This is a genomic window from Neoluteolibacter marinus (assembly GCF_014904755.1).
Classification (GTDB): Bacteria; Verrucomicrobiota; Verrucomicrobiia; order Verrucomicrobiales; family Akkermansiaceae; genus Haloferula; species Haloferula marina.
Map to the genome: position 1 here is coordinate 18,518 of NZ_JACZFQ010000070.1, position 22,120 is coordinate 40,637.

20 protein-coding genes are annotated in these 22,120 nt (G+C 65.2%); 9 read left to right on the plus strand and 11 right to left on the minus strand.

The features are described from left to right. Positions 1 to 206: 206 nt before the first annotated feature. The 3 genes from IG178_RS13415 to IG178_RS13425 all read left to right on the plus strand — a co-directional run bounded on the left by IG178_RS13415 (position 207) and on the right by IG178_RS13425 (position 2,841). Entirely contained in the window at positions 207 to 1,595 is a 1,389-nt protein-coding gene (locus tag IG178_RS13415; RefSeq protein WP_343225971.1) for a PLP-dependent transferase, read from the plus strand. Positions 1,596 to 1,785: 190 nt separating this feature from the next. Next, complete coding sequence (locus IG178_RS13420; protein ID WP_193213072.1) at positions 1,786 to 2,010, plus strand: hypothetical protein; 225 nt, start codon at positions 1,786 to 1,788, stop codon at positions 2,008 to 2,010. A gap of 54 nt (positions 2,011 to 2,064) precedes the next feature. Then, positions 2,065 to 2,841 (plus strand): NIPSNAP family protein, encoded by a 777-nt coding sequence (locus IG178_RS13425; RefSeq protein ID WP_193213073.1) that lies wholly within the window; start codon positions 2,065 to 2,067, stop codon positions 2,839 to 2,841. Between the two features lie 14 nt (positions 2,842 to 2,855). On the opposite strand, the gene IG178_RS13430 is transcribed toward IG178_RS13425, so the two are convergent. Continuing rightward, the gene (locus tag IG178_RS13430) at positions 2,856 to 3,356 is read right to left on the minus strand and encodes a nuclear transport factor 2 family protein (protein ID WP_193213074.1); all 501 of its coding nucleotides are present in this window, start codon (positions 3,354 to 3,356) and stop codon (positions 2,856 to 2,858) included. Positions 3,357 to 3,451: 95 nt separating this feature from the next. Here IG178_RS13430 and IG178_RS13435 point away from each other — a divergent pair, with 95 nt between their 5' ends. Then, entirely contained in the window at positions 3,452 to 4,669 is a 1,218-nt protein-coding gene (locus IG178_RS13435) for an FtsW/RodA/SpoVE family cell cycle protein (RefSeq protein WP_193213075.1), read from the plus strand. Here IG178_RS13435 and moeB read toward each other — a convergent pair. Beyond that, positions 4,647 to 5,774: a molybdopterin-synthase adenylyltransferase MoeB gene (gene moeB / locus IG178_RS13440; protein WP_193213076.1), complete on the minus strand. Its 1,128-nt coding sequence runs from the start codon at positions 5,772 to 5,774 to the stop codon at positions 4,647 to 4,649. The two genes, IG178_RS13435 and moeB, sit on opposite strands and share 23 nt — an antisense overlap. 93 nt (positions 5,775 to 5,867) lie before the next feature. On the opposite strand from moeB, the gene IG178_RS13445 reads away from it, so the two are divergent. From IG178_RS13445 to trpD, 3 genes are all read left to right on the plus strand, one after another. Then, positions 5,868 to 6,449: a thioredoxin family protein gene (locus IG178_RS13445; protein WP_193213077.1), complete on the plus strand. Its 582-nt coding sequence runs from the start codon at positions 5,868 to 5,870 to the stop codon at positions 6,447 to 6,449. A 51-nt stretch (positions 6,450 to 6,500) separates the two neighbouring features. Next, positions 6,501 to 8,498, plus strand: a complete 1,998-nt coding sequence (locus IG178_RS13450) for a sodium:solute symporter family protein (RefSeq protein WP_226895419.1) — start codon at positions 6,501 to 6,503, stop codon at positions 8,496 to 8,498. Positions 8,499 to 8,564: 66 nt separating this feature from the next. Next, on the plus strand, positions 8,565 to 9,617 hold the full coding sequence (gene trpD / locus IG178_RS13455; RefSeq protein WP_193213078.1) for an anthranilate phosphoribosyltransferase: 1,053 nt from the start codon (positions 8,565 to 8,567) through the stop codon (positions 9,615 to 9,617). Between the two features lie 20 nt (positions 9,618 to 9,637). On the opposite strand, the gene polX is transcribed toward trpD, so the two are convergent. The 4 genes from polX to dnaX are packed head-to-tail and all read right to left on the minus strand — an operon-like array spanning position 9,638 to position 14,258. Continuing rightward, complete coding sequence (gene polX, locus IG178_RS13460) at positions 9,638 to 11,380, minus strand: DNA polymerase/3'-5' exonuclease PolX (RefSeq protein WP_193213079.1); 1,743 nt, start codon at positions 11,378 to 11,380, stop codon at positions 9,638 to 9,640. Between the two features lie 6 nt (positions 11,381 to 11,386). Continuing rightward, positions 11,387 to 12,400: an endonuclease/exonuclease/phosphatase family protein gene (locus tag IG178_RS13465; protein ID WP_193213080.1), complete on the minus strand. Its 1,014-nt coding sequence runs from the start codon at positions 12,398 to 12,400 to the stop codon at positions 11,387 to 11,389. A 29-nt stretch (positions 12,401 to 12,429) separates the two neighbouring features. Continuing rightward, positions 12,430 to 12,732, minus strand: coding sequence for a YbaB/EbfC family nucleoid-associated protein (locus IG178_RS13470; RefSeq protein WP_193213081.1), 303 nt, complete (start codon positions 12,730 to 12,732; stop codon positions 12,430 to 12,432). Between the two features lie 20 nt (positions 12,733 to 12,752). Further along, a complete protein-coding gene (gene dnaX, locus IG178_RS13475; protein WP_193213082.1) occupies positions 12,753 to 14,258 on the minus strand; it encodes a DNA polymerase III subunit gamma/tau in 1,506 nt (501 codons plus the stop codon). Positions 14,259 to 14,377: 119 nt separating this feature from the next. On the opposite strand from dnaX, the gene IG178_RS13480 reads away from it, so the two are divergent. Continuing rightward, the gene (locus IG178_RS13480) at positions 14,378 to 14,788 is read left to right on the plus strand and encodes a free L-methionine (R)-S-oxide reductase MsrC (protein ID WP_193213131.1); all 411 of its coding nucleotides are present in this window, start codon (positions 14,378 to 14,380) and stop codon (positions 14,786 to 14,788) included. Positions 14,789 to 14,838: 50 nt separating this feature from the next. Next, entirely contained in the window at positions 14,839 to 16,323 is a 1,485-nt protein-coding gene (locus tag IG178_RS13485; RefSeq protein ID WP_193213083.1) for a glycoside hydrolase family 75 protein, read from the plus strand. Between the two features lie 171 nt (positions 16,324 to 16,494). Here IG178_RS13485 and IG178_RS13490 read toward each other — a convergent pair whose 3' ends face one another. The 5 genes from IG178_RS13490 to IG178_RS26205 all read right to left on the minus strand — a co-directional run bounded on the left by IG178_RS13490 (position 16,495) and on the right by IG178_RS26205 (position 22,113). Continuing rightward, positions 16,495 to 17,106: a YqaA family protein gene (locus tag IG178_RS13490; RefSeq protein WP_193213084.1), complete on the minus strand. Its 612-nt coding sequence runs from the start codon at positions 17,104 to 17,106 to the stop codon at positions 16,495 to 16,497. 10 nt (positions 17,107 to 17,116) lie between these two features. Beyond that, a complete protein-coding gene (locus tag IG178_RS13495; RefSeq protein ID WP_193213085.1) occupies positions 17,117 to 18,121 on the minus strand; it encodes an NAD(P)H-dependent glycerol-3-phosphate dehydrogenase in 1,005 nt (334 codons plus the stop codon). Further along, positions 18,114 to 18,842, minus strand: a complete 729-nt coding sequence (gene plsY / locus IG178_RS13500; RefSeq protein ID WP_193213086.1) for a glycerol-3-phosphate 1-O-acyltransferase PlsY — start codon at positions 18,840 to 18,842, stop codon at positions 18,114 to 18,116. The genes IG178_RS13495 and plsY overlap by 8 nt, the downstream gene beginning before the upstream one ends. Positions 18,843 to 18,986: 144 nt before the next feature. Next, positions 18,987 to 19,523 carry a peptidylprolyl isomerase gene (locus IG178_RS13505; protein ID WP_226895425.1) on the minus strand — a complete coding sequence of 179 codons (537 nt, stop codon included), beginning with the start codon at positions 19,521 to 19,523 and terminating at the stop codon, positions 18,987 to 18,989. Positions 19,524 to 19,686: 163 nt separating this feature from the next. Then, positions 19,687 to 22,113 carry a tetratricopeptide repeat protein gene (locus IG178_RS26205; protein ID WP_193213088.1) on the minus strand — a complete coding sequence of 809 codons (2,427 nt, stop codon included), beginning with the start codon at positions 22,111 to 22,113 and terminating at the stop codon, positions 19,687 to 19,689. Between the last annotated feature and the right edge of the window lie 7 nt (positions 22,114 to 22,120).

The window sequence follows — 22,120 nt, forward strand, 5'->3', positions numbered from 1 at the left end:
GGCGCAGGAGCCGCGGAGGGTGGGGACTGATGGTCGAAGCCGGCCAATCCGCGCCCGGACGCTGTCAGAAATCAGCGAATCCGGCTTGCCCAAGAGGCCGAAATCCCGTCAAGCAGGGCGTGCGCATGCGTGATTTGGTGGTTCAGCCTGCCTGGCAGGACGAAGATTTGGGAATTCCTTTGCCGGATTCCCCGCACGCCTGTTCGGTGTGTCTTCCCACGTGGAAGGCGGTGCTCGGCTACGAAGAGGGCCGGGACAAGGTGATCCGCCGCATGCGGATCGGCTACCCGCGCTTCTTCCGGCATCCTTTGGTCGACCGTCTGACCACCGCCGCCTCCGAGGAGATTGGCGGCGAGGGAGATGCAGTGCTCGTCTTTCCCTCGAAGCTGGCCGCGCAGCGCGCCCAGCGCTGGATCGAGCGCCGCGGCGAGGTGGCCGTGCGTTCAGTGGGCTTCCACGGCATGCAGGCGCTTGCCGTCCCGATCAAGGCGAAGCAAGTCGCCATCGACTACCAGCGCTTCACCGGTGAGCTGGTCAGCAGCCGCCAGGCGGAGGATTTTCTCAACGGCACCGTCCGGAGCGGCGACAAGAATCACCTGTTGCAGCGTCGGCTCGGCAAGATTGCCGGCGTCGAACCGAAGCAGGTGACGGTTTTCAACAGCGGCATGGCGGCCATCACGGCGGTGCTGCGGTCCCTGCCCGGGGTCAAGGAGGGGCGCAAGACCCTGCAGATCGAGTTTCCCTACGTCGATGCCCTGAAAATCCAGGAGCTGTTCGGCAATGGCGTGGTCTTCCTGAACCAGGCGAGCGGGGAGTCCTTCGACGAGGCCCTGAGCCGCATCCGCAAAGGGGAGTTCGCCGCGGTGTTCACCGAAGCGCCGAGCAACCCGCTGCTGCGCACCATCGATCTTCCGCAGGTCGCCGCCGCTTGTGCGGACGGCGGCGTGCCGCTCATTGTCGATGATTCGGCCGTGGGGCCCTCGAACGTGTCGGTGATCCGGTGGGCGGACGTGGTGACGACGAGCTTGACCAAGTGGCTGTCCGGAGCGGGCGATGTCATGGCCGGGATGGTGGCGGTGCGCGAGGACTCGCCCTTTGCCGGTCCGCTGCTCGAGGGGCTGGCGGAAGAAAGCGCTGCCAGCTCGCCGCTCTACATCGGCGATGCCGAAGTCCTGCTCTCGAACCTGAAAGGGTATCCCGCACGGATGGCGATGCCGAATGCCAACGGCCTCGCGCTGGCGCAGCTGTTGGCCGGGCACCCCGGCGTGGCGGACGTCTGGCACCCCTCGCTGATCACCCGCGAGAACTACGACAAGATCAAGGCTCCTCGCGGCGGCTATGGCCCGCTGCTTTCCTTTGCCCTCAAGAATCCGCGCAAAGCGCCGAAGGTGTTCGACTCGCTGCAGGTCTGCAAGGGCCCGAGCTTCGGCACCCCCTTCACCTTGGCCTGCCCCTACACCTTGCTTGCGCATTTCCACGAGCTCGACTGGGCGGACGCCTGCGGCGTGCCGTCGCACCTGATCCGGGTTTCGTGCGGAAGTGAAGAGACCGATGGACTTTTGGCACGATTCAGTGCCGCACTGGAGCACGCCTGAGGCGAAAGTTCCAAAATCCTGATGTTCTAACGTCAGGTTATCGGTGGTAAAGTGAGGTTTATGCTTACCTTAGCAAATGTCCTTGCCTACCACGGATAAACCGCTCCAATCCGTGTCATCCGCGTCCTGAAAAGCGACTTCTGACCCTTGGGGAGCCGCTTTGATAACCTGGTCCACGGCACTGAACCGCATGAAAAGGAAACCCAAGCTCGCCCTTCGAGTCAACGAGGAGAACCCCAATCATCATCTTTGGAACAATCGTGGGGTCTGGTGGTGTCACCTCACCGTTCACAAGTCCGACGCAACCGCCGAGCGCCTTCGTTTTTCCCTGAAGACCCGTGACGTCGAGCAGGCCCGCGAGCGCCGCGATCGTATTTTCCGCCAGATTGCGGAGCATTACGAGATCGCCGCCTGAGCGCGTCGTTTTTCCGGTTTGCCTGATGTGGAGCCGTCGTCAAAGGTGGCATCCATGATCAAATCCTTGCTGATCTCCGTCCTCGCCGCGGGGCTGGCCTTGGGCAGTGCCGCGGCCGCCGAACCCGTGGCCGACACGCAACTTTACGAGCTGCGGACCTACCATGCGGAGCCCGGCAAGCTCGACGCCTTGTTGTCGCGCTTCCGGGATCATACTTGCGGACTCTTTGCAAAACACGGCATGACCCAGGTCGGCTACTGGGTGCCGGCGGACAACCCGGACCGGCTCCTGATTTACCTCCTCGCCTACCCGGACCGCGCCGCGAGGGATGCTTCCTGGGCCGCGTTCCATGCCGATGAGGATTGGAAGAAAGCCGCCGCGGCTTCGGAGGCGGGCGGCAAGCTGGTCGGCAAGGTGGACCAGCTTTTCCTTCATCCCACCGACTTTTCGCCGGGATTCCCCGAGGCTTCGGCGGGGGACGGGGTGCACCTTTTCGAGATGCGGACCTACACCGCCACTCCCGGCAAGCTGCCGCAACTTCACAAGCGCTTCCGCGATCACACGCTGGGCTTGTTCAAGAAGCACGGCATGACCAGTGGCAGTTACTTCAAATTGGACGAGGGCCAACCGGGTGCGGCGGATACCTTGCTGTATTTCCTGGAACACCGGGATGCCGGTGCCGCCGACGAGTCGTGGAAGGCGTTCCGGGCGGATCCGGTCTGGGTGGCCGCGAAGGCGGCATCGGAGGAAGCGGCCGGCGGATCGCTCACGGTACCGGACGGAGTGAAGTCGGTGTTTTTGAAGCCCACCGACTTTTCCCCGCTCAAATAGCCCGCGATGCGGCTTCAGCGGCCGGTTTCACGCCACTCCGCCGCGGCCATGCGCCACTTCCCCTCGATCTTGCGCCAGTCCATGGTCAGTTCCTGGATGCCGTCCACCGGGCGGGTCTCGTCCGGCAGTTCGATCACGGCATCGACGCTGGCTTGGACCGTGGCTTTGTCACCGTCGATGACGATTGAACCGATTTCCGGAGTTTCCAGGCTCACACGGCGGCAGTACTTGGCCAGGCTCGCGTAGAGGGCGGTAACGGTGTCGCGGGACTGCAGGCCGTCGATTTCCTCGGTCGGTCCCTGGGGCGAGGAGAAGGTGATGTCGGGGGCCAGATAGCCCTCGATCGCGGCTCCCTTGAGGCCGCGGGAAACCGTGCCGGATCCGGCTTCGACGACAGCCGACTGGAAAAGCCCGGTCACGCGGCGGGCGATGACGCGCTCGGGCCGGGTCCACCACCAGGTGAAGCTTCCGGCGAGCAGGGCGACGATGATGAGGGGCAGGAGAGCACGGCGCATGGTCCCGGATCCTCGCTCCAGGGAGCGTCATTCGCAAGACCTTGCGGGACGCGGCTTGTCAGGGGGCGTGCGGCCGGTATCGTCCGCGGCGAAGGATGACGCCGCTGTTCCGCAAACTGCTCGGCTTGAACTGGCCGCTCGTGCTGACGATGTACGGGCTGCTGGTGTTCGGCGTGTTCTCGATCGAGAGCGCGGCGAGGCATCTGCCGCAGGGCGGGGCGTGGTTCGCGGACAAGCAGAAGGACTGGATCCTGATCGGCTCGGTGGTCTACTTCGGGGCCGCGCTGATTGACTACAAGTGGGTCAAGTGGCTCGCGATCCCGCTGTTCGGGGTGGCGATGGCACTCTGCGTGTCACTGATCGGCAAGGACCGCGGAGACGTGCACCAGATCGACAGCGGGCTGCTGCGCTTCCAGCCGGCGCCGATGGCGATCGTCGCTGGAATCATCCTGCTATCCTGGCTGCTGCAAGACCTGCCCCGCCTCGGGCGGCGGATCCCGAAAGTCGGCTGGATCTTCGAGGAGCCGATCGTGAAGGTCGCCTTGGTCGGTCTCTTCACCGGCGTTCCCTTCCTGATCGTGGTGGCGATGGGGGACATGGGCTCGGCCTTGGTATGGGTGCCGCTCGCGGTCATCTGCCTCCTCGTCAGCGGCGTGCCGTTCCGCTACCTGAGCTGCATGGGCCTGCTGGCCGCGGCCATCATCCCGATCGCCTATTTCGTGGTCTTGCCCACGGTTTCTGAAACGGGGACCAAGCGCATCGAGCTCTTCCTCGACATGGTCGATGGCAAGGAGGTGGACGTCAGCGGTCCGGCCTGGGCTCCGCATAACATCGCGATCGCCGTCGGCAAGTCGGGCTGGGCAGGCGTCGGCTGGAATGCCAGCGCCAACGACGGTTCCCTCCACGACAAGAAATTCGTGCCGTGGAAGACGGCTCACAACGACTTCATTTTCCCGATCATCGCGGAAGAGCACGGATTCCGTGGCAGCATCCTGTTGATCACCGCTTTCGGCCTGCTGCTGGTGCTGTGCCTGTTCATCGGCACCTACGCCCGCGACCCGATGGGTCGGCTGCTGGTGGGTGGCGTGGTGGCCCTTTTCTTCGCGCACATCTTCGAGAGCATCGGGATGTGCATCCTGCTGATGCCGATCACCGGCATTCCGCTGCCGCTGGTGAGCTATTCCGGCACCTTCGTGGTCATGTGCATGTTCCTGCTCGGGCTGGTCCAGAGCGTTTGGGTCCACCGCGACGCCGAGCGGCCGCTGGTGGAGGAAGCCCCGGACAAGGCGGTCAGCGTGCCTTCCAGGCGTTGATGCCGCCGTCGATGTTCACCGCCTGGGGAAACCCGGCCTCGTGCAGGAACTTCACCGCCCTGGCCGAGCGACCGCCGGCCTTGCAGTGGACGAGAATCTCGCGGCCGGCGGGGAGTTCGGAAATCCGCTCGGGCAGCGTGCCCAGGGGAATCAGCACGGCGCCGGGGATGGTGCCTTCGGCCTCTTCCTCCGGCTGGCGGACGTCGAGGATGTAGAGGTCGTCGCCGGCATCGATCCGGGCGGCGAGGTCTTGGACGGAAATGGACGGCAGGGACGGATCGGACATGGTGCAGGTTGCGGATGCGGTGGTTTCGGCGTTGTGAACGGAGTCGATGACGGGCGTGTCGCCGCAGAGGCGGCAGGCGGGGTCGCGGCGCAGGCGGAGGCTGCGGAAGCTGGTGCCCAGGGCGTCGTAGCAAAGCAACTTGCCGAGCGGCGCCTCGCCGATCCCTAACAGAAGCTTGATGGTTTCCATGGCCTGGAGTGAACCGATCACCCCGGGAAGCACCCCGAGCACGCCGGCTTCCTCGCAGGACGGAGCGGCGCCGGGCGGCGGCAGTGTGGGGAGCATGCAGCGGTAGCAGGGGCCGCCGAGATGGGGGGCAAAGACCGTGACCTGGCCCTCGAAGCGGAAGATGGAACCGTAGACGCAGGGCTTTTTCAGCAGGAAGCAGGCGTCGTTCGAGAGAAAGCGGGTGGGGAAGTTGTCGCAGCCGTCGAGCACGACGTCGTAGCGCGAGACGAGGTCGACGGCGTTGTCCGGGGAGAAGTGGAGCGGCAACAGCTCGAGTTCGACGTGCGGGTTGATCTCCCGCAGCCGGTCGGCGGCGCTGTCGAGCTTGGCTTTTCCGACCCATGACTCCCCGTGGAGAATCTGGCGCTGCAGGTTGCTGCGGTCGACGGTATCGGGATCGATCAGGCCGATTCTCCCGACCCCCGCGGCTGCCAGGTAGAGCGCGGCCGGCGAGCCGAGCCCGCCGGTGCCGATCATCAGCACCGACGATCCTTTCAGTCGCCGCTGTCCGTCCTCGCCGATCCCCGGGACCGAGAGATGGCGGGCGTAGCGGGTGCATTCGTCCGGCGTGAGTGGCGGCAGGTCGGGCATGAGCCGGCAAAATAGCGGCGCCGGCGGACAAGGCAACCGCGCTGCCGCGACATTGTGTCTTGACCGCACGGGAGGATGGGCGAAGGGAAGGGCATGGCTGAAGTCCGATCCACCTTTTCCCTCCGTCCGGGCGATGCGGCGCCGGATTTCCAGCTGCCGGCGCCCGATGGCACCGTGCACGAGCTCCATGGCCTGCGCGGGAACAGCGGTCTGTTGGTCGTCTTCGCCTGCAACCACTGCCCCTACGTCGTCCACCTTGCCAAGGAACTCGGGAGCCTGGCCGCGGAGATCGAGGCCGAAGGCGTGGCGACGGTCGCGATCTCCTCGAACGACATCGAGAAATACCCCGCCGATGCCCCTGACAAGATGACTTCCTTCGCCGCGGAGAGCGGCTGGAATTTCCCCTATCTCTTCGATGAGACGCAGGAAGTCGCCAAGGCCTACGGTGCCGCGTGCACGCCGGATTTCTTCCTCTTCGACCACGAACTGCGGCTGCACTACGCCGGGCAGTTCGACGATTCCCGGCCGCGGGGAGGCGAGGCTCCGACCGGGGCCGACCTGCGGGCCGCGGTGAAAGGCATGCTGGCGGGCGAGGAAGCGCCGGTCCGGCCCTATCCGAGCAGCGGCTGCAACATCAAGTGGAAGCCGGGTGCCGAGCCGTCCTACTTCGGCTGAGCATCCTTTGCCATTGTCGGAGGGCGGGTCCCGGGGCTAACACATTCGGCCATGCCGACATTGCTGTCTCCGGTGGGCCTTGCCGCGATCACGCTCTCGACCCTGGATTGGGGCATCCTGATCGGCTTCCTGGTGGTCAGCCTGGGAATCGGCCTGTGGTCGGCGAAGAGCGCGGGAAAGAATTCCGGGGAGTTTTTCCTTTCCGGTCGCCACATGCCCTGGTGGCTGCTCGGCTTCTCGATGGTGGCGACGACCTTCTCGACCGACACCCCGAACTTCGTGACCAACGTCGTGCGCCTGCAGGGCGTTGCCGGGAACTGGAACTGGTGGGCCTTCCTGATCACCGGGATGTTGACGGTGTTCATCTACGCAAAGCTGTGGCGGCGGTCGCGGGCCTTGACCGACATCGAGTTCTACGAACTCCGCTATTCGGGCAAGGCGGCGGCGTTCTTGCGGGGCTTCCGGGCGATCTACCTCGGGGTGTTCTTCAACGTCATGATCATGGCCATGGTGACGCTGGCCGCGATCAAGATTGGCAACGTGATGCTCGGCTGGACCCCGTGGCAATCCGTCTCCGTGGCGATGGTCGTGACGGTGGTGTTTTCCTCCTTGGGCGGCTTCCGCGGGGTGATCCTGACCGACTTCCTGCTGTTCATCATGGCCATGGTCGGAGCCTTTGCCGCGGCGTGGTTCGCCCTCGGGCACGAATCGGTCGGCGGCCTGGGAGGGCTCATGAGCCACGCCGAGGTGAAGGACAAACTCGACATCATCCCGAAGTTCGACTTTTCCAACGATACCTCGAAGGAGCTGCTGATCACCGCATTCCTGATTCCGCTCGCGGTGCAATGGTGGAGCGTCTGGTATCCCGGGTCGGAACCCGGTGGCGGCGGATACCTGGCGCAGCGGATGCTGGCGGCGAAGAACGAGAACCACGCGATCGGGTCGGTGCTGTTCTTCCAGGTGGCCCACTACGCGCTGCGGCCGTGGCCGTGGGTGTTGGTTGCATTGGCGTCCCTGGTGGTGTTTCCTACCGACAAGGCGGCCGACCAGCAGCTGGCCACGCAAGCCCTGGAGGCGCGGGCCGCGGAGATTCCCGCGCTGGTTAGCGTGCCGGCGGCTGAACTGGACGCCGGCCAGGCGGCGGCGCTGGCGGAGTTGAAGGCGCTGAAGGCGACCTCGCTGGGATGCTCCTCGATCCTCAAGGCGTTCCCGGACACGCCCTACGACAAGATCGGGCACGACCTCGGCTACTCGGCGATGCTGACGTTCCTGCCGAACGGCTGGCTGGGCCTGGTGCTGACCTCGCTGATGGCCGCCTACATGAGCACCCTCTCGACTCATCTCAACTGGGGTTCGTCCTATGTCGTGAACGATTTCTGGAAGCGCTTCGTGCGCAAGGACGCCAGCGAGAGGGAACTGGTGTGGGCCGGCCGGCTTTCGACCGTGGTGATGATGGCGATGACCGCGGTGCTGGCGATGTACCTCGAGAGCGCGCTGGATGCCTTCAAGATCCTGCTCCAGTTCGGTGCCGGCACCGGCTTGCTGTTCATCCTCCGCTGGTTCTGGTGGCGGATCAACCCGTGGAGCGAAATCTCGGCGATGGTGTTTTCCTTCGTCATGGCGGTCTGGCTGGCCAAGAGCGACTTCGGGGCCTCGCTCGGGTATTGGCAACTGCCGTTCGGGGTTGCGGCGACCACGATCGTGTGGCTGGCGGTGACCTTTATCACTCCCGCTTCGGACTTCGGGCGCCTGCGGCATTTCCTCGAATCGACCAACCCCGGTGGCCCCGGATGGAAGCCGGTGGTGGCGGAGTGCGAACGGCAGGGCAAGCCGCTCGTGTTCCAGCATGCGCCGGTCAACCTGCCCTGCGGGATCCTCGCGACCTTCCTGGGCTGCGTCCTGGTCTATGCCTTCCTGTTCGGGTCGGGCTATTGCCTCTACGGGGATCTGGGGCCGGGCATCGGCTTGCTCGCCCTGGCCGGACTGGCAGGCTTCGGGATCTCCCGGCTGTGGCCGAAGCTCCGCGAAAGCCGCCCCGACGCGTCCTGACGGGTGGAAAACCTTTGCTCGAATGACTTGGCAAGCCGGGTGAGTCCCGTGTTAGCGTCAGCGCAAATGGACGCGCTGCTACATCATCTGGAACACAAGGAGGAGCTCTCCCCGCAGGAGGTCAGGGTGGCCGCGGAGCTGCTGCTCGATCCCACGGCGACGGATGAGAAAAAGGCATCGCTGCTGGAAGCCCTGGCGCGGAAAGGCGAGACGCCGGCTGAGATCGCCGGCTTCGTCGAAGCCTTCCTCGAGCACGCGATCGATCCCCATGTCGGGCTGCTCGACCTCGAGGGACCGACCATCGATGTCTGCGGCACGGGTGGCGACAAGCTGAACCTGTTCAACGTCTCGACAACCGCCATGTTCGTGGTGGCCGCGACCGGTGCGGTGGTGCTCAAGCACGGCAACCGCGGGATCACTTCAAAGAGCGGTGGTGCCGACGTCCTCGAAACCCTGGGGATCCGGATCGACCTGCCGCCCGAGGGATTCCGGAATTGCCTGGAGAAAGCCGGCATCGGTTTCTTGTTCGCGCCGGCCTACCATCCCGCTTTCAAGGCCGTGGTCGGGGTCAGGAAGATGCTCGCGGAGAAGGGCATCAGGACGATCTTCAATCTGATCGGCCCGCTCCTCAATCCGGCCAAGCCGCAGTGCCAGCTGGTCGGGGTCTTCGAACGCCAGATGTGTCCCGCCTTCGCCGAGATTCTCCAGCAACTGGGCCGGGAAAGCGTGTGGGCGGTTCACGGGACCACCGGCGACGGCCGCTCGGTCGATGAGGTCAGCCTGCTCGGCTCGACCCGCATCTGCAAGGCGGGCATCTACCAGGACCTGCAGGACGAAGAGGTCCGGCCGCGCGACCTTGGCCTGAAGCACGCGGAAGTCGAGGATCTCCAGGGCGGCGACGCGGAAGTGAACGCGGCGATCCTGGAAGCCATCCTCAGCGGCAAGGACACCGGTCCCAAGCGCGACATGGTGCTGCTCAACGCCGGTGCCGCGATCGCTTGCTGCGGCCTTTCGGACGACATCGGTGACGGGATTGAGATTGCCCGCCGCCTGATCGACGACGGCAGCGCCTTGGACCGTCTCCGCCTGCTCCAAGACGTGGCGAAGCGTCCTTCCTGACCGATCCCGCGACGGGTGCTTCAGCGCTTGGCTTTCGGCAATTCGAGCCACGCCTTCATCTCGGCCAGCGGCTTGGTGTTCAGCACGTCCTCGCGGCGCAGCCAGCCCTTGCGGGCGATGCCGGCCCCGAGGCGGATGAACTGGAGCTGCGGCGTCGAGTGGGCGTCCGGGTTGATCGACGTGAGGACGCCCTTGTCGCGGGCCCGGTGCCACCAGCGCCAGTCCATGTCGAAGCGTTTCGGGTTGCAGTTGAGCTCGATCACGGTGCGGGTCTCGGCGGCGGCGTCGATGACCTTCTCGTGGTTCACCGCGTAGGCGTCGCGGCGCAGCAGCAGGCGGCCGGTCAGGTGGCCGAGCATGGTGACGTGGGGATTCTCCATCGCCCGGATGATCCGCCGGGTCATCTCGTCCTCCCCGAGGGTCAGGGCGTTGTGGACGGAGACGACGGTGAAATCCAGCTGCGCCAGGAGTTCGTCGTCGAAGTCGAGGCTACCATCCTTGAGGATGTCGACCTCCGAGCCGGCGAAGAGCCGGAAATGGGAGTTTGCGTGGTCGTTGTTCCAAGAGGCGATCGCCTCGATCTGGGCGGCCAGCCGTTCCTCGTTGAGGCCGCGTGCCTGGGGGGACGACTTCGAGTGGTCCGAGATGCCCAAGTACTGCAAGCCGAGTTCGAGGGCCGCATCCGCCATTTGCTCGAGGGTTGCCTTGCCGTCGGACTCGGTGGTGTGGCAGTGGAAAGTCCCGCGCAGGTTCTCCCACTCGACGAGCCGCGGCAGGGTACCCTCGTCGGCAGCCTCGATCTCGCCGCGGTTCTCCCGCAGTTCGGGCGGGACATCGTCGAGCCCGAGGGCCCGGTAGATGTCCTTTTCGTCGTGGACCTCCGGCGGATTGTCGCCGGTGAAGCCGTATTCGTTGAGCGACCAACCCACCTTCAGGGCCCTCGAGCGGATCGCGACGTTGTGCTCCTTGCTGCCGGTGAAATACATCAGGGCGAAGGGATACTGCTCGTTCGAGACGGCCCGGAGGTCGCATTGCAGGCCGCTGGCGAGGCGGATCGAGCATTTCGTGTCGCCCTGGGCGATGACCTCGGCCGCAAACGGCCGGGTCGCGAAGAACTTCGTCAGCTCGGCGGGCTTGTTCGTGGCAACGATGAAGTCTAGGTCGTGGACGACTTCTTTCGAGCGGCGCGTCGAACCCGCGATCTCAACCCGCAGGACGTCGGGGTGTTCGCGCAGCGATTCCAGGATGTCTTCCGCGGAGAGGATGGCGTCATCCAGCCGGAAGGCCCCGGCGCTTTGCTCGCGTCGCGCGATGGCGACCAGGATCTTGCTCTGGGTCTTGGCTCCGAAACCGGACAGCGCGGAGACCTTGTCCTGTTCGCAGGCGGTCTTCAGGGCGGCAATCGAATCGACGCCGAGCGCCTTGTGCAGGGCGGCCACCTTTTTCGGCCCGAGCCCCTCGATGTCGAAGAGATGGAAAAAGCTGTCCGGGTAGGCGCCCCGCAGTTTCTTGTGGAACTCCAGTTCGCCCGTGCTGGCGAGCTCATGGAGCTTGTCGCGCAGCGCTTCGCCGAGGCCTTTGATCCCCTCGAGTTGCTCGTCGCGGGCCATGGCCACGATGTCGCCATCATAGCCGGCGACGATCTCGGCGCCCTGCCGGTAGGCCCGGATCTTGAACGGGTTCTCGCCCCCGACTTCCAGCAGCAGGGCGATTTCCTCGAGGACCTCGACGAGTCGTTCTCGGGTAACTTCAGGGACGGACATGAATGGCTACTGGGCTGGTAGTAAATCGGCCACGACCATCCGGTGGTCGCTGCGGCGGGTGGTGACGGCCCTGCAGTGCACGGCCTTGAACTGGCGCGAGTAGTGGATCTGGTCGATGCGCTGGACGGGGATGCGGCGCTGGTAGGTGTTGCCCCAGCCGGTGCCGGCCTCGATGAAGGCATCGTCGTAATCCGGCTTGAGCAGGGCCTGGATCGGGTCCCGCGCCGGTGAATTGAAATCGCCGCCGACGATGGCCGGCAAGCCCTCGCCGGTGTCGGAGAGGATGCCGAGGGCGATCGACAGTTCGTCGCGGTGGGTGATGCGGTTCTGCCGGTGGGTCTTCCAGCTTTCCTTCCGCCACAGCCGCAGGTCGGTGGCGGCGCTTTTCAGGTGGAGATTGACGACTTCGAACTCGTTGCCGTCGGGCCTGCGGATGGTGACTTGCTGGACCCGGTAGCCCGGCTTGCTGGGGTTGACCTCGCGGCGGATGCTCCAGCGGCTGACGATGCCATTGGAGGAAAACAGCCGGTAATCGCCGCGGCCGAAGAAGAGCGTGTCGGCGATGTGGCGGACCTGATGCGGCCGGACTTCCTGCAGCAGCACGACGTCGGGATCCCAACGGCGGATGTCGTCGGCGGGATCGCTGCCGCCGTTGTAGTTGAAGTAGCTGCAGTTCAGGGTCAGCACGCGGATCAGCGGCCGGCCGTCCTCATTCCCGGCGGGGCCGGGCCGGGGAGGGGCTTTGCCAACATTGGCGATGACCCACGCCTCGTCGGCCAGCAGCAGGACGGTGATCGCCCAGACCCCGGTGATGACCCAGGAGAGCGGGGCCCAGAGGAACCAGAAGGCGGTGACCGACAACAAGAGGCCGATCCCTCCCCAGATCCAGACGGGGACCACCGTGAAGGCGGCCAGGTCGTCCGGACAATGGGTATAGGCGAAAACCGTGAACAGGTGCAGGAGCAGCGACAAGCCGATGAGCGTCCATCCGGCGCGGCGGCGGAAGCGGGTCGACTTCATCGGAACCTGGGGGGCGGCGGAGGGCGGGGTTAGAAGGGCAAGCCCATCCCGCCGGTCAGTTTTTGCATCTCGGCGGCCGAAACCTCGCGGCCCTTGGCGATCGCTTCTTGCACGCCCTTGAGGACGAGGTCCTGCAGGAAATCGACGTCTTCGGGATCGACCACGGACTTGTCGATGACGATCGAACGGACGTCACCGGCGCAGGTGGCGACGACGGTGACCTTGCCTCCGCCGACGCTGGCTTCGACGGTCTTCTTGGCGAGTTCTTCCTGCGCAGCGGCCATGCCGGCCTGCATCTGCTGCGCTTGCTTCATCAATTTCTGGATGTTCATGGGAAATGGGTTGGCTTCGGTTATTTCTTGAGGGTGGCCTCGAACATTTCGAGCGCCGTCTGGATCAAGGGATCCTTGTAAAATTCTTCCATGGGATCGGCCTTCGGCTCCGGGGCTTGTTCCGGCTCCGGTTCCGGTTTCCACGGCGGGGTCTCGCGGGCGACCGGTTCGGGGGCGGGCTCGGGTTCGTCCGGTGCGGTGGCAATGAGCTCGTCGAGGGAAAGAACCTCGCCGGATTTTTCCTCGGGGGCTTCGGGCTCGGTGGCGGCGGGAGCGGGTGCCGGAACCGGCTCGGGCTCCACGGCCGGCGTTTCCACCACGGCGGCGGGGACCGGCTGCGGAGCTGCCACGGCCGCGACGGGCGCAGCGTAGGTGACCGGAGCGTCGAGATGCTCCGAGACGCCGGCGAGGACCTTGATGACGTCGGAGAGACGCACTTCGCCGAGGGTCTGAACCGACTTGATGAGGCCGATCTCGAGGTGGAGCCGCTTGTTGGACGCCCATTTCATCCGGGCCTCGGTTTCGGCGAAGACGTCGATGACCGACAGCAGGCGCTCCGGCGGATAGGCTTCCGAGGCGGCTTTCAAGGCCGCCCAGGTTTCGGCGGGAATGCCGTCGCCGCCGGTGGTCGAGTCCAGCCTCGAAACCAGCAGCGCCCGCAGCGCGCCGATCAACTCCCCGAGCAGTTGCGACAGCTCGCGGCCGGCTTCGGCCTCGCGTTGGACCGTGGCAAGCGCGGTCGGGGTATCGCGGGCAAGCAGCGCGCCGATGACCGTCGCGACGGTTTCGCGGGAGGTGAAGCCGAAGACGTCGAGGACGTTCGCCTCGTTGACGGAGTCACCGCAGAAGGCAACCAGCTGGTCGAGCATCGACTGGGCGTCGCGCATGCCGCCGTCGGCACCCTTGGCGATGGCCCAGGCCGCGGATTCGTGGAGCTGGACGCCTTCCTCCCTGGCGATGTGGAGCAGATGCTCGGCGATGGTTTCCGCCGGGATCGGCCGCAGGTCGAAGCGCTGGCAGCGGGAAAGGATGGTCGGCAGGATCTTGTGCGGCTCGGTGGTCGCGAAGATGAACTTCACGTGCTCCGGTGGCTCTTCCAGCGTCTTCAACAGGGCGTTGAAGGCCTGGTTGGTGAGCATGTGGACCTCGTCGATGTAGTAGATCTTGAACTGTCCCCGCGCCGGGGCGAAGCGGACCGTTTCACGGAGCTGGCGGACTTCCTCGACGCCGTTGTTCGAGGCACCGTCGATCTCGAGCACGTCGAGGGAGCGCCCCTCGGCGATTTCAACGCAGATGTCTTCATCCGGGTCGAAGTCCGCCTTCGGCCCGCCACTGCAATTCAACGCCTTGGCGAGGATCCGGGCGGTCGAGGTCTTGCCCGTGCCACGGGGGCCGACAAACAAGTAGGCGTGCGCCAACCGCTTCTGGGCGATGGCGTTTTTCAACGTCCGAACGACATGGTCCTGGCCGAGGACATCGTCGAAGGTTTTCGGGCGGTATTTCCGGGCGAAGACCTGATAGCTCACGCGCCGGAGGGTAGGAGGGATTGCGGTTTTGTCAGCTCCCGGTTTTGATCGGCGGCGTGATTCCCGACCCTGCCGCCAAGAAACAAGCCTATGCCCTTGCCCGTGAACGAGTGATCGCGATGTGGCGCGGCGAGGCGGATGCCATCGCCCGCATGGCGACGGCGGCTTGCATCCTCCACGAGGCCATGCCGCATGCCTTCTGGACCGGCTTCTACCGGGTGGTCGGGGCGCAGCTGGTGATCGGTCCCTACCAAGGAACGCCGGGCTGCCTGCGGATCGGCTGGGGGAAGGGCGTCTGCGGGACGGCCTGGGCGACAGGGGAGACGCAGGTGGTGGCGGATGTCCACGCCTTCCCCGGACACATCGCCTGCGACAGCCGCGCGGAAAGCGAGATCGTGGTTCCCGTGAAGGACGCCCGCGGGACGGTGGAGGCGGTGTTCGATGTCGACTCGACGGAGAAGGCGGCGTTCGACGAGGTCGACCGCGAGGCACTGGAGGAGATCTTTTCCCGCTGGTACGACCACGATTGAAACGGAGATCGCTTGGAAGTTTCCGGGTTGCGCGAATAGTATCCGCCACCATGAGCAGCGATGATCCGCATCATATCGAAGGCCTCCGGACGCGCGCGCCGAAACGCGGGTTTCCCTGGCTGCGGGCGTCGGTGTTCGTGATCGTGCTGGCAGGGGCGATTCTGCCGTTCACCGCGCCGGGCGCGAAAATCCTGCGCGGTGTCAGGGATCTGATCCGGCCGCCGGCCAAGACCGCCGAGAGCATCGACCGCGACGACATCGAGCGCCAGATCGAGGCCCGGGTGAGGGCGGACTACGAGGCCGAGCTGGCCCGCGAGCTGGCGGCGGTGAAACAGCAGGCCGATGCCGCGGCGAAGCGCGCCGCCAAGGCCGCCGAGCTGGAGCCCCTGCCGCCGATCTCGTCCCACACGGCGTCCAGCGGCGGCGACGTCAGGACGCTCCGCTCGGGGATCCCGTTCAAGTCGGAGGTGAAGGTCGAGAAGGGAGGAATTGCTTCAAAGGAGCGCAAGTCCGACGCCTCTTACACGGCGTCCTACACGTTGAACGTCCGCCTGCCGGAGGCTTCGAAGACCCTCGACCAGCTGCAGACGGTCAACCCGCAGCTTGGCAAGCTCTTGCCCGGCCTGCCCGCGATGCTGGAGAAGGCGGAGGTATCACGCTGGTTCTACGAGCTCTACGACAACAAGACCAAGCGCCTGAAGCGCGACGCGACGCAGCTCAACGAGCTGTTGACCAAACACAACTACTACGACTGTGAGACCATCCTGAACCTCCGCCACCCCGGCACGGGCAGGAAGGTTTTCCTGCTTCAGGCCGAGATGGATGTCGTTTCCGACGGGTCGGACGGCGACCGGCTGGCGGCCATGCCGGATGAAATCGTCAACTCGACCTATTACCAGCCCTTCACCAGCTACGGATGGGCGAAGCGGACGCGGAACCCGAACCCGATGGTTGCTGGCTGGGAGAAGCGCATCGGCAACGCGAACAAGGAGATCGCCGATCCGGCGACCACCGCGGAGCGCAAGAAATGGCTGCGGGACCGGATCAGCTACCTGAAGCGGGGCATCACTGACATGAAGGGCCGCAGCTTTCTCATCGCCGAGTATGATCCGTTCATCGTGATCCCCGTGAACCTGCTCACGGCGAACGATTCGTGGGCTCCAAAGGTCGGTGACTACGCGGTGGTCGTCCACGGCAAGAAGCTCTACCCGGCCATTGTCGGCGATGGCGGGCCGACCTTCAAGGTGGGTGAAGCCTCGCTGAGGATGGCCAAGGAGATCAACCCGCGAGCTTCGCCTTACAGTCGTCCGGAGTCGGACCTGGTGGTGACTTATCTTGTCTTCCCGGGCACACGGGAGGCGAAGAAGGGCCCCCCCGACTACGAGAAGTGGCGGCTTCGCTGCGACGAGCTATTGAAGGAATGCGGTGGAGTCGGCGAGGGCGTGGAGTTGCACCGGTGGCAGAATCTGTTGCCGGTTCCGGCGCCGACGGCTGCGGAAACCCCGGCGACGGAGGGGGCGACCCCCGGGCCCTAGGAGTGCCTTGTTAGAAGGGAGCGCCGATTTCAATCGGCTTGGACAGACCGATGACCCGCGGGATCACAGCGTTGCTTCTTGAGAGAGATCACGCTCCAAGCCATTGCGCTTGCCATCCAAGCCGGATGAATCCGGCGCTCCCTATCGAACTCCCTTTTGTGACCGGGAGACTCAGAGAAACTTGATCGCCACGAAGCCGAGCACCAGCAGCACGGTCGCCCCGACGAAACACCACTCGAGATTCTTGTCGATGAAGGGTTTCACCGTGGGCCCGAACATGCGGATGATGCCGGCGACGACGAAGAAGCGGAATCCGCGGCCGATGATCGAGGCGACGATGAGCATTGGCAGGTTGTAGCTCATGATTCCGGAGAAGATCGTGAAGACCTTGTAGGGAATCGGGGTGATCGCCGCGATCAGGATGCCGAGGAAGCCGTAGGCTGTGTACCAGGTTTCAATCTTCTCCCGGGTATGTCCCGACGAGTCGAAGAAGTTCATCAACGGCATGGCCACGGTATCGCGGAGTCCCCAGCCGATCAGCCACCCGGCGATGCCACCCAGCACGGAGCCGGCGGTGCAGACGAGGGCATACTTCGCCCACTTCTTCCGCGCCCCGAAGCACAGCGCGATGAGCAGGACGTCGGGCGGGATCAGGAAGAAGGACGACTCGGCGAAGGCGATCAGGAACAGCGCCCAGGTGCCACCGGGGCGGTCCGCCCAGGAGAGGGTCCAGTTGTAGAGGCGGCGGATCGGACCGGGGAGCTTTTCGGCGGTGTCTTGCATCGGGGGGGAATCAGGCGTTTTCAGGGCGCGGGTCGCGGTTCAGGAGCTCGTGCATGGCGCGTGCCGCCGGCTTGCCCTGATAGAGAATCGAGTGCACCGCATCGATGATCGGCGTGCGGACGCCGGCCTTGCTGGCGGCATCGTGGATCGACAGCGTGTTCGGCACGCCTTCCGCCACCATCCCCAGCGAGTTGGTTGCTTCTTCCAGCGTCTCGCCGTGACCGAGCGCGAGCCCGACGCGGTGGTTGCGGGAGTGGACCGAGAAACAGGTGGCAATCAGGTCGCCGACCCCGGACAGGCCGGCGAAGGTCTCGGCACGGCCGCCCAAGGCGACGCCAAGTCGGGTCATTTCAGCCAGGGCCCGGGTGACCAGGGCGGCGATGGCGTTGTCGCCGAGCCCCAGTCCGGCGGCGATGCCGGCGGCGATGGCGTAGACATTCTTGATCGCGCCTCCGAGCTCGATCCCGGCCAGGTCGTCGCTGGTGTAGCTGCGGAAATGGGGCGCGGTGAAGAGGTCCTGGAGCCGCCGTGACAGGGTCTCGTCGTCCGAGCCGATGACGGCGCAGGTGGCGAGGTTGGTGGCGATTTCCTCGGCGTGATTCGGTCCCGAAACCACCGCGATCGGGTTGTCGGGAAAGACCTCGCGGAGGATCTCGCTCATCCGCTCGCCGGTGTCGCGTTCGATCCCCTTGGCACAGGAAACCAGCACCGTGGTGGCGGGCAGGCCGATTCCGGCCAGCGTTTCGGCGGTCTTGCGGGTCACCGAGGTCGGGACGCAGAACAGGATCAGCGGGTGGCCGGCCGCGTCCGCCAGTACGGTGGTGGCGCGGATGTTCTCCGGCAGGGCGATGGAGGTCAGGTAGCGCGGGTTGCGGTGCTCCGAATTGATCGCGGCGGCGACCGTCGCGTCGCGGCCGATCGATACCAGTTCGCGGATCTGCGGGGCCAGCAGGATGGCCAGCGCGGTGCCGAAGGATCCGGTGCCGAGAATGGCGGCAGAGGAGAATTCAGACATGAGTCTTCTTCTTGGGTTCGAACCGGTTCTCGGTGCCGGCCATCAGCCGCTGGATGTTGGCGCGGTGTTTCCAGATCGCCAGGGTGGCGATGACGACGGAGAAGATGAACAGCGGCTTGTTCCAGGTGCCGGCTTCCCACAGTGACAAGCCGTCCGGGCCCTTGTGGAATCGCGCTCCGATATGGGTGAGCACCGGCAGCGCCGCGGCGGCGGCGATGCTGGCGACCGAGACGTACCGGCTGGCGGCGAAGGCCACCAGCCAGACGACGATCAGGAGGATCACCGCGAAAGGCATCAGTCCCAACAGCACGCCAGCGGAAGTCGCGATGCCCTTGCCTCCCTTGAAGCCGACCCAGGGCGAATAGTTGTGGCCTAGGATCGCGAACAGGGCGGTGAGGACGTGGACAAGCTGGCCGGTGAGTTGCCTGTCGGCCGGCAGGTTGAGCGCGAATCCGTCGAGGAAGTCCACCGGAATGCCGACGCGGCGGCCTTCGATCTGAACGAGGTTCAGGGCGACGACCACCGGAATGAAGCCCTTGAGGGCGTCGAGGATCAGGCAAGTGATCCCGTATTTCTTCCCGACGACCCGCAACACGTTGGTGGCGCCGATGTTGCCGGACCCGTGCTGGCGGATGTCGATGCCCTTCATGCGGGCGATGAAGAGGCCGAAAGGAACCGACCCGAGAAGGAAGGCGATAAGCGGGCAGAGCCAGAGCTGCATGTGCGGGCTTGGGTAGAGGAAAGCCGCGCCGATGTCACCCCCAGACACGCGTTGGAGGCGGGGTGGGGGCGGCGGCACGAGGGCGGAAAAGAAAATGGCGTGATCCCACAAGGGACCACGCCATGGGAAATCGACCGCCCGGGCTTAGTTCTTTTTGGCGTCGAGGGTGGCGTTCCACTTGTCCAGATTGTCCTTCTGGGCCGCGAAGAGCGCGTCGGTGGAATCGAGGATCTCAATCTTGGTGATCTTGTCGCCCTTGCCGTCCGGGTCGACCTTGCCGCCGGGTTCGCCGGTGTTCACCTTGCCGAGGATCTTGTTCACGACGTCCTGGCCCTTGGTGACTTCGCCGAAGACCGAGTGGCGGTTGTCGAGGAAGGGGGTGGGCGCCATGGTGATGAAGAACTGCGAGCCGTTGGTGCCGGGACCGGCGTTGGCCATCGAGAAGATGCCGGGCTTGGTGTGCTTGAGGGACGGGTCGAACTCGTCGGCGAAACGGTAACCCGGGCCGCCGCGGCCGGATTCGGTCGGGTCACCGCCCTGGATCATGAAGTTCTCGATCACGCGGTGGAAGGCGATGCCGTCGTAGTAGCCGCGCTTGGCGAGGTTGAGGAAATTGGCGGCGGTCATCGGCACCTTGGAGGCGAAGATCGTCGCTTCGATGTCGCCCTTGGTGGTGACCATCTTGATCTTGATGTCCTTGACCTCGGCCTTGGCGGCCGGTTCGGCGGGCTTGGCATCTTCCTTCTTCTCCTCCTGGGCGAATGCGAACGGCGCGAACAGGGCGAGGGCTAGAATCAATCGGCGTTTCATGCGTTGTCTGTAGGGTTGGTAAGAAATTCAGTTTTCAGGCATTGGTCTCCGGACCTTTGCCCGGCCGCGGATGCGGTGCGGTGGGAGGGGTTTCGGGCAGGATCGGCGCGATGTCAACGAGCGGTACCCAGCCGCGGCTTTCATTGGTGAAGGCAACGTAGGCCCAGTCGCCCGATTGGGTGATCAACTGGCAGATCGAGCCGGCGGGAGCATCGATGACCTTCGGTGCCGTGCGGGCGGCATCGGTGCGGACGGCCGAATTGTTGGCCACGATGACGACCTGGCGGTCGGTCGGGGCAAAGCGGGCGTCATCCGGATAATACTTCCACGCCAACAGCCCGCAGACAGCCAGCAGGGGAGCCACCACGAAGCCGCTGATCGCGGCGACGCGGGCCGGGGCACCGGGGCGGGTGGCCGGGAAAACCAGCAGGCCGATCACGATCATCCAGCCCGCCGCCCACACCAGGCTCTTCCAGGTGCCGAGCGGCAAGCGGGCCAGTTGATACTGGTAGTCCGGCCGCTGGATCGTGATCGAGCCGAACTTCCGTTCAAGGAAGCGCAGGTTCTGGCGTGCTTCCGGGTGGGCGGGGTTGCGCTCCAGGGCCCGCCGGTAATAGAGGGCGGCTTCGCCGGGAGAGCCCATGCGATAGGCCGCATTGCCGATGTTGAAGAGGGTGTCGGCGGGGAGCTGCTCGTAGGGCCCGCTGGCAAGCCAGGCCTCCGCTGCCTCGGAGTAGAGGCCCTGTTCGAAGAGTTCGCCCGGATTTTCGGCCGCCTGGGCCCGCGGTGCGGCAAGCGATGCGAACAACAGCACCATCGGCAGCGCAAGCCGGCGGATCTGGCGCAGCACGCGGTTGCGTTCGGCGCGGTCGATCTTCTCGTCCGACCGGTCCTGGCGGAAGCAGACCTGGTCGCGCTTCTCGAGGACCTCGGTGATCAGCGGGTCGTTGCGATCGCCCAACCAGCGCTCGATGAAATAGCCGGCCCTGCGGTAGAAATCGCCGGCCGTGTTCGGAGCCTTCTCGACTTCCCGCCATTCCCGCTCACGGGCGGCGAGATCGGGATCCTTGCGCAGGCGGGGCGCGAGCTCCCGGATTGCGATGCGGACCAGCAGGCCGATCACGATCAGCGCGGGAACGATCTGCCAGAGCCAGGCCGGCAGGCGCTTGCCGGCGGGCAGCAGGCCGGCGGATGGATTCACGATGCCGAGGATGTCGGTCATTTCTTCCAATGGCATGGCCAGCGCCTTGGGCGGCGCCGAGATCGCGCTCGGCGCGGTGGAAGGCAGGACACGCAGCGGAATCGACTCCGTGAGCAGGGTGTCGTAGGCGCCCTTCGCCGGGTCGAAGTAGACCAGGCGGAACGGGGGAATCGACGATTGGACCCGCAACGGCCGCATGAACTGGCGGAAAACGACTTCACCGGAGAGTTCCCGCCGCTCCTCGCCTCGCTCGACCGCCGTGGCGTCGTAAAGTTTCCAGCCGTCGGAATCGAGCGGGGTGGGGGCGTTCAGGGCATCCAGGTTCCCGCTGCCGGTGACGGTGATCTCCAGGTTGACGGGGTCGCCCTCGCGGACCTCGGTCTCGCCGGCGGTGATGCCGAGCTTGAACGAACCGATCGCATTCTCAAATCCCGCCGGTGCGCCTTCCGGCAAGGGCTTGGAATCGAATTCGAAGGCTGGAATGGCGAGGGTCAGCGGCTGGGCGTAGCCGCGGCTGAAGTCGTCCAGCGACGAAAACTGCAGCTGCAGCCTCAGGTTGGCCGGGCCGAGCGAGGTCTTGCCGATCCGGTTGGTGGACACCGTGCTCGGGTAGGGGACTGAAAAATATCCGCGGTTGGCCAGGGTCACCCGGCTCAGGCGCGGCTGCGGCTGGAAGCGCCAGGCCGAGATGCCGTCGCGCTCGAATTCCGGGATCCCCCAGTCGAGGACGATCTGATCGCTGGGGAAATAGACCTTGAGTTCCACCGGCTGCTTTTCGCCGATGTAGGGGTCGTTCTTGAGGGCGTAAAAGGAGGCCGAGTAGCGGATCCTGCGGTTGCCGATGATTGCGTCGGACCACTGCAGCTTCATTTCGTCGAGCACCCGGAACTCGATCGGGGAGGTGCGGTGGGTTTTGCCCGAGATCACGACTTCGATCGGCGGGATCACGTAGTCGCCGGCATCGTAGCTCGAGACGATGAAGGGGATGAAGTATTCAAAGCGGCGGTTGACACCCTGGCGTCGCTGGAGGTTGAGCCCGAGCGGGCGGATCGAGAGGTTTTTGACCTGCTCGATCTCCGGCATCGCTTCCAGCCCGAGGCGGGCATCCTCGCCGCGCAGGATGATTTCGAGCGTACCCTGTTCCCCGCGAAGGAGGAAGCGGCTGCTCATGGAAGCTTCCACCATCGACGACGCGGGGGCCAAGCCGGCGGTCGCGATCAGCAGGAAAATCGGGAGAAGTGAATGAAGGATTCGGGTCACGTTGGGT

What these genes read in the sequence shown, in the direction of transcription:
- trpD (WP_193213078.1), top strand. Translation starts at nt 8,565, where the DNA reads ATGGACGCGCTGCTACATCATCTGGAACACAAGGAGGAGCTCTCCCCG.
- IG178_RS13470 (WP_193213081.1), bottom strand. Translation starts at nt 12,732, where the DNA reads ATGAACATCCAGAAATTGATGAAGCAAGCGCAGCAGATGCAGGCCGGC.
- IG178_RS13480 (WP_193213131.1), top strand. Translation starts at nt 14,378, where the DNA reads ATGTGGCGCGGCGAGGCGGATGCCATCGCCCGCATGGCGACGGCGGCT.
- IG178_RS13435 (WP_193213075.1), top strand. Translation starts at nt 3,452, where the DNA reads ATGACGCCGCTGTTCCGCAAACTGCTCGGCTTGAACTGGCCGCTCGTG.
- IG178_RS13425 (WP_193213073.1), top strand. Translation starts at nt 2,065, where the DNA reads ATGATCAAATCCTTGCTGATCTCCGTCCTCGCCGCGGGGCTGGCCTTG.
- IG178_RS13445 (WP_193213077.1), top strand. Translation starts at nt 5,868, where the DNA reads ATGGCTGAAGTCCGATCCACCTTTTCCCTCCGTCCGGGCGATGCGGCG.
- moeB (WP_193213076.1), bottom strand. Translation starts at nt 5,774, where the DNA reads ATGCCCGACCTGCCGCCACTCACGCCGGACGAATGCACCCGCTACGCC.
- IG178_RS13450 (WP_226895419.1), top strand. Translation starts at nt 6,501, where the DNA reads ATGCCGACATTGCTGTCTCCGGTGGGCCTTGCCGCGATCACGCTCTCG.
- plsY (WP_193213086.1), bottom strand. Translation starts at nt 18,842, where the DNA reads ATGCAGCTCTGGCTCTGCCCGCTTATCGCCTTCCTTCTCGGGTCGGTT.
- IG178_RS13485 (WP_193213083.1), top strand. Translation starts at nt 14,839, where the DNA reads ATGAGCAGCGATGATCCGCATCATATCGAAGGCCTCCGGACGCGCGCG.
- IG178_RS13430 (WP_193213074.1), bottom strand. Translation starts at nt 3,356, where the DNA reads ATGCGCCGTGCTCTCCTGCCCCTCATCATCGTCGCCCTGCTCGCCGGA.
- IG178_RS13420 (WP_193213072.1), top strand. Translation starts at nt 1,786, where the DNA reads ATGAAAAGGAAACCCAAGCTCGCCCTTCGAGTCAACGAGGAGAACCCC.
- polX (WP_193213079.1), bottom strand. Translation starts at nt 11,380, where the DNA reads ATGTCCGTCCCTGAAGTTACCCGAGAACGACTCGTCGAGGTCCTCGAG.
- IG178_RS13490 (WP_193213084.1), bottom strand. Translation starts at nt 17,106, where the DNA reads ATGCAAGACACCGCCGAAAAGCTCCCCGGTCCGATCCGCCGCCTCTAC.
- IG178_RS13465 (WP_193213080.1), bottom strand. Translation starts at nt 12,400, where the DNA reads ATGAAGTCGACCCGCTTCCGCCGCCGCGCCGGATGGACGCTCATCGGC.
- IG178_RS13495 (WP_193213085.1), bottom strand. Translation starts at nt 18,121, where the DNA reads ATGTCTGAATTCTCCTCTGCCGCCATTCTCGGCACCGGATCCTTCGGC.
- IG178_RS13505 (WP_226895425.1), bottom strand. Translation starts at nt 19,523, where the DNA reads ATGGTCACCACCAAGGGCGACATCGAAGCGACGATCTTCGCCTCCAAG.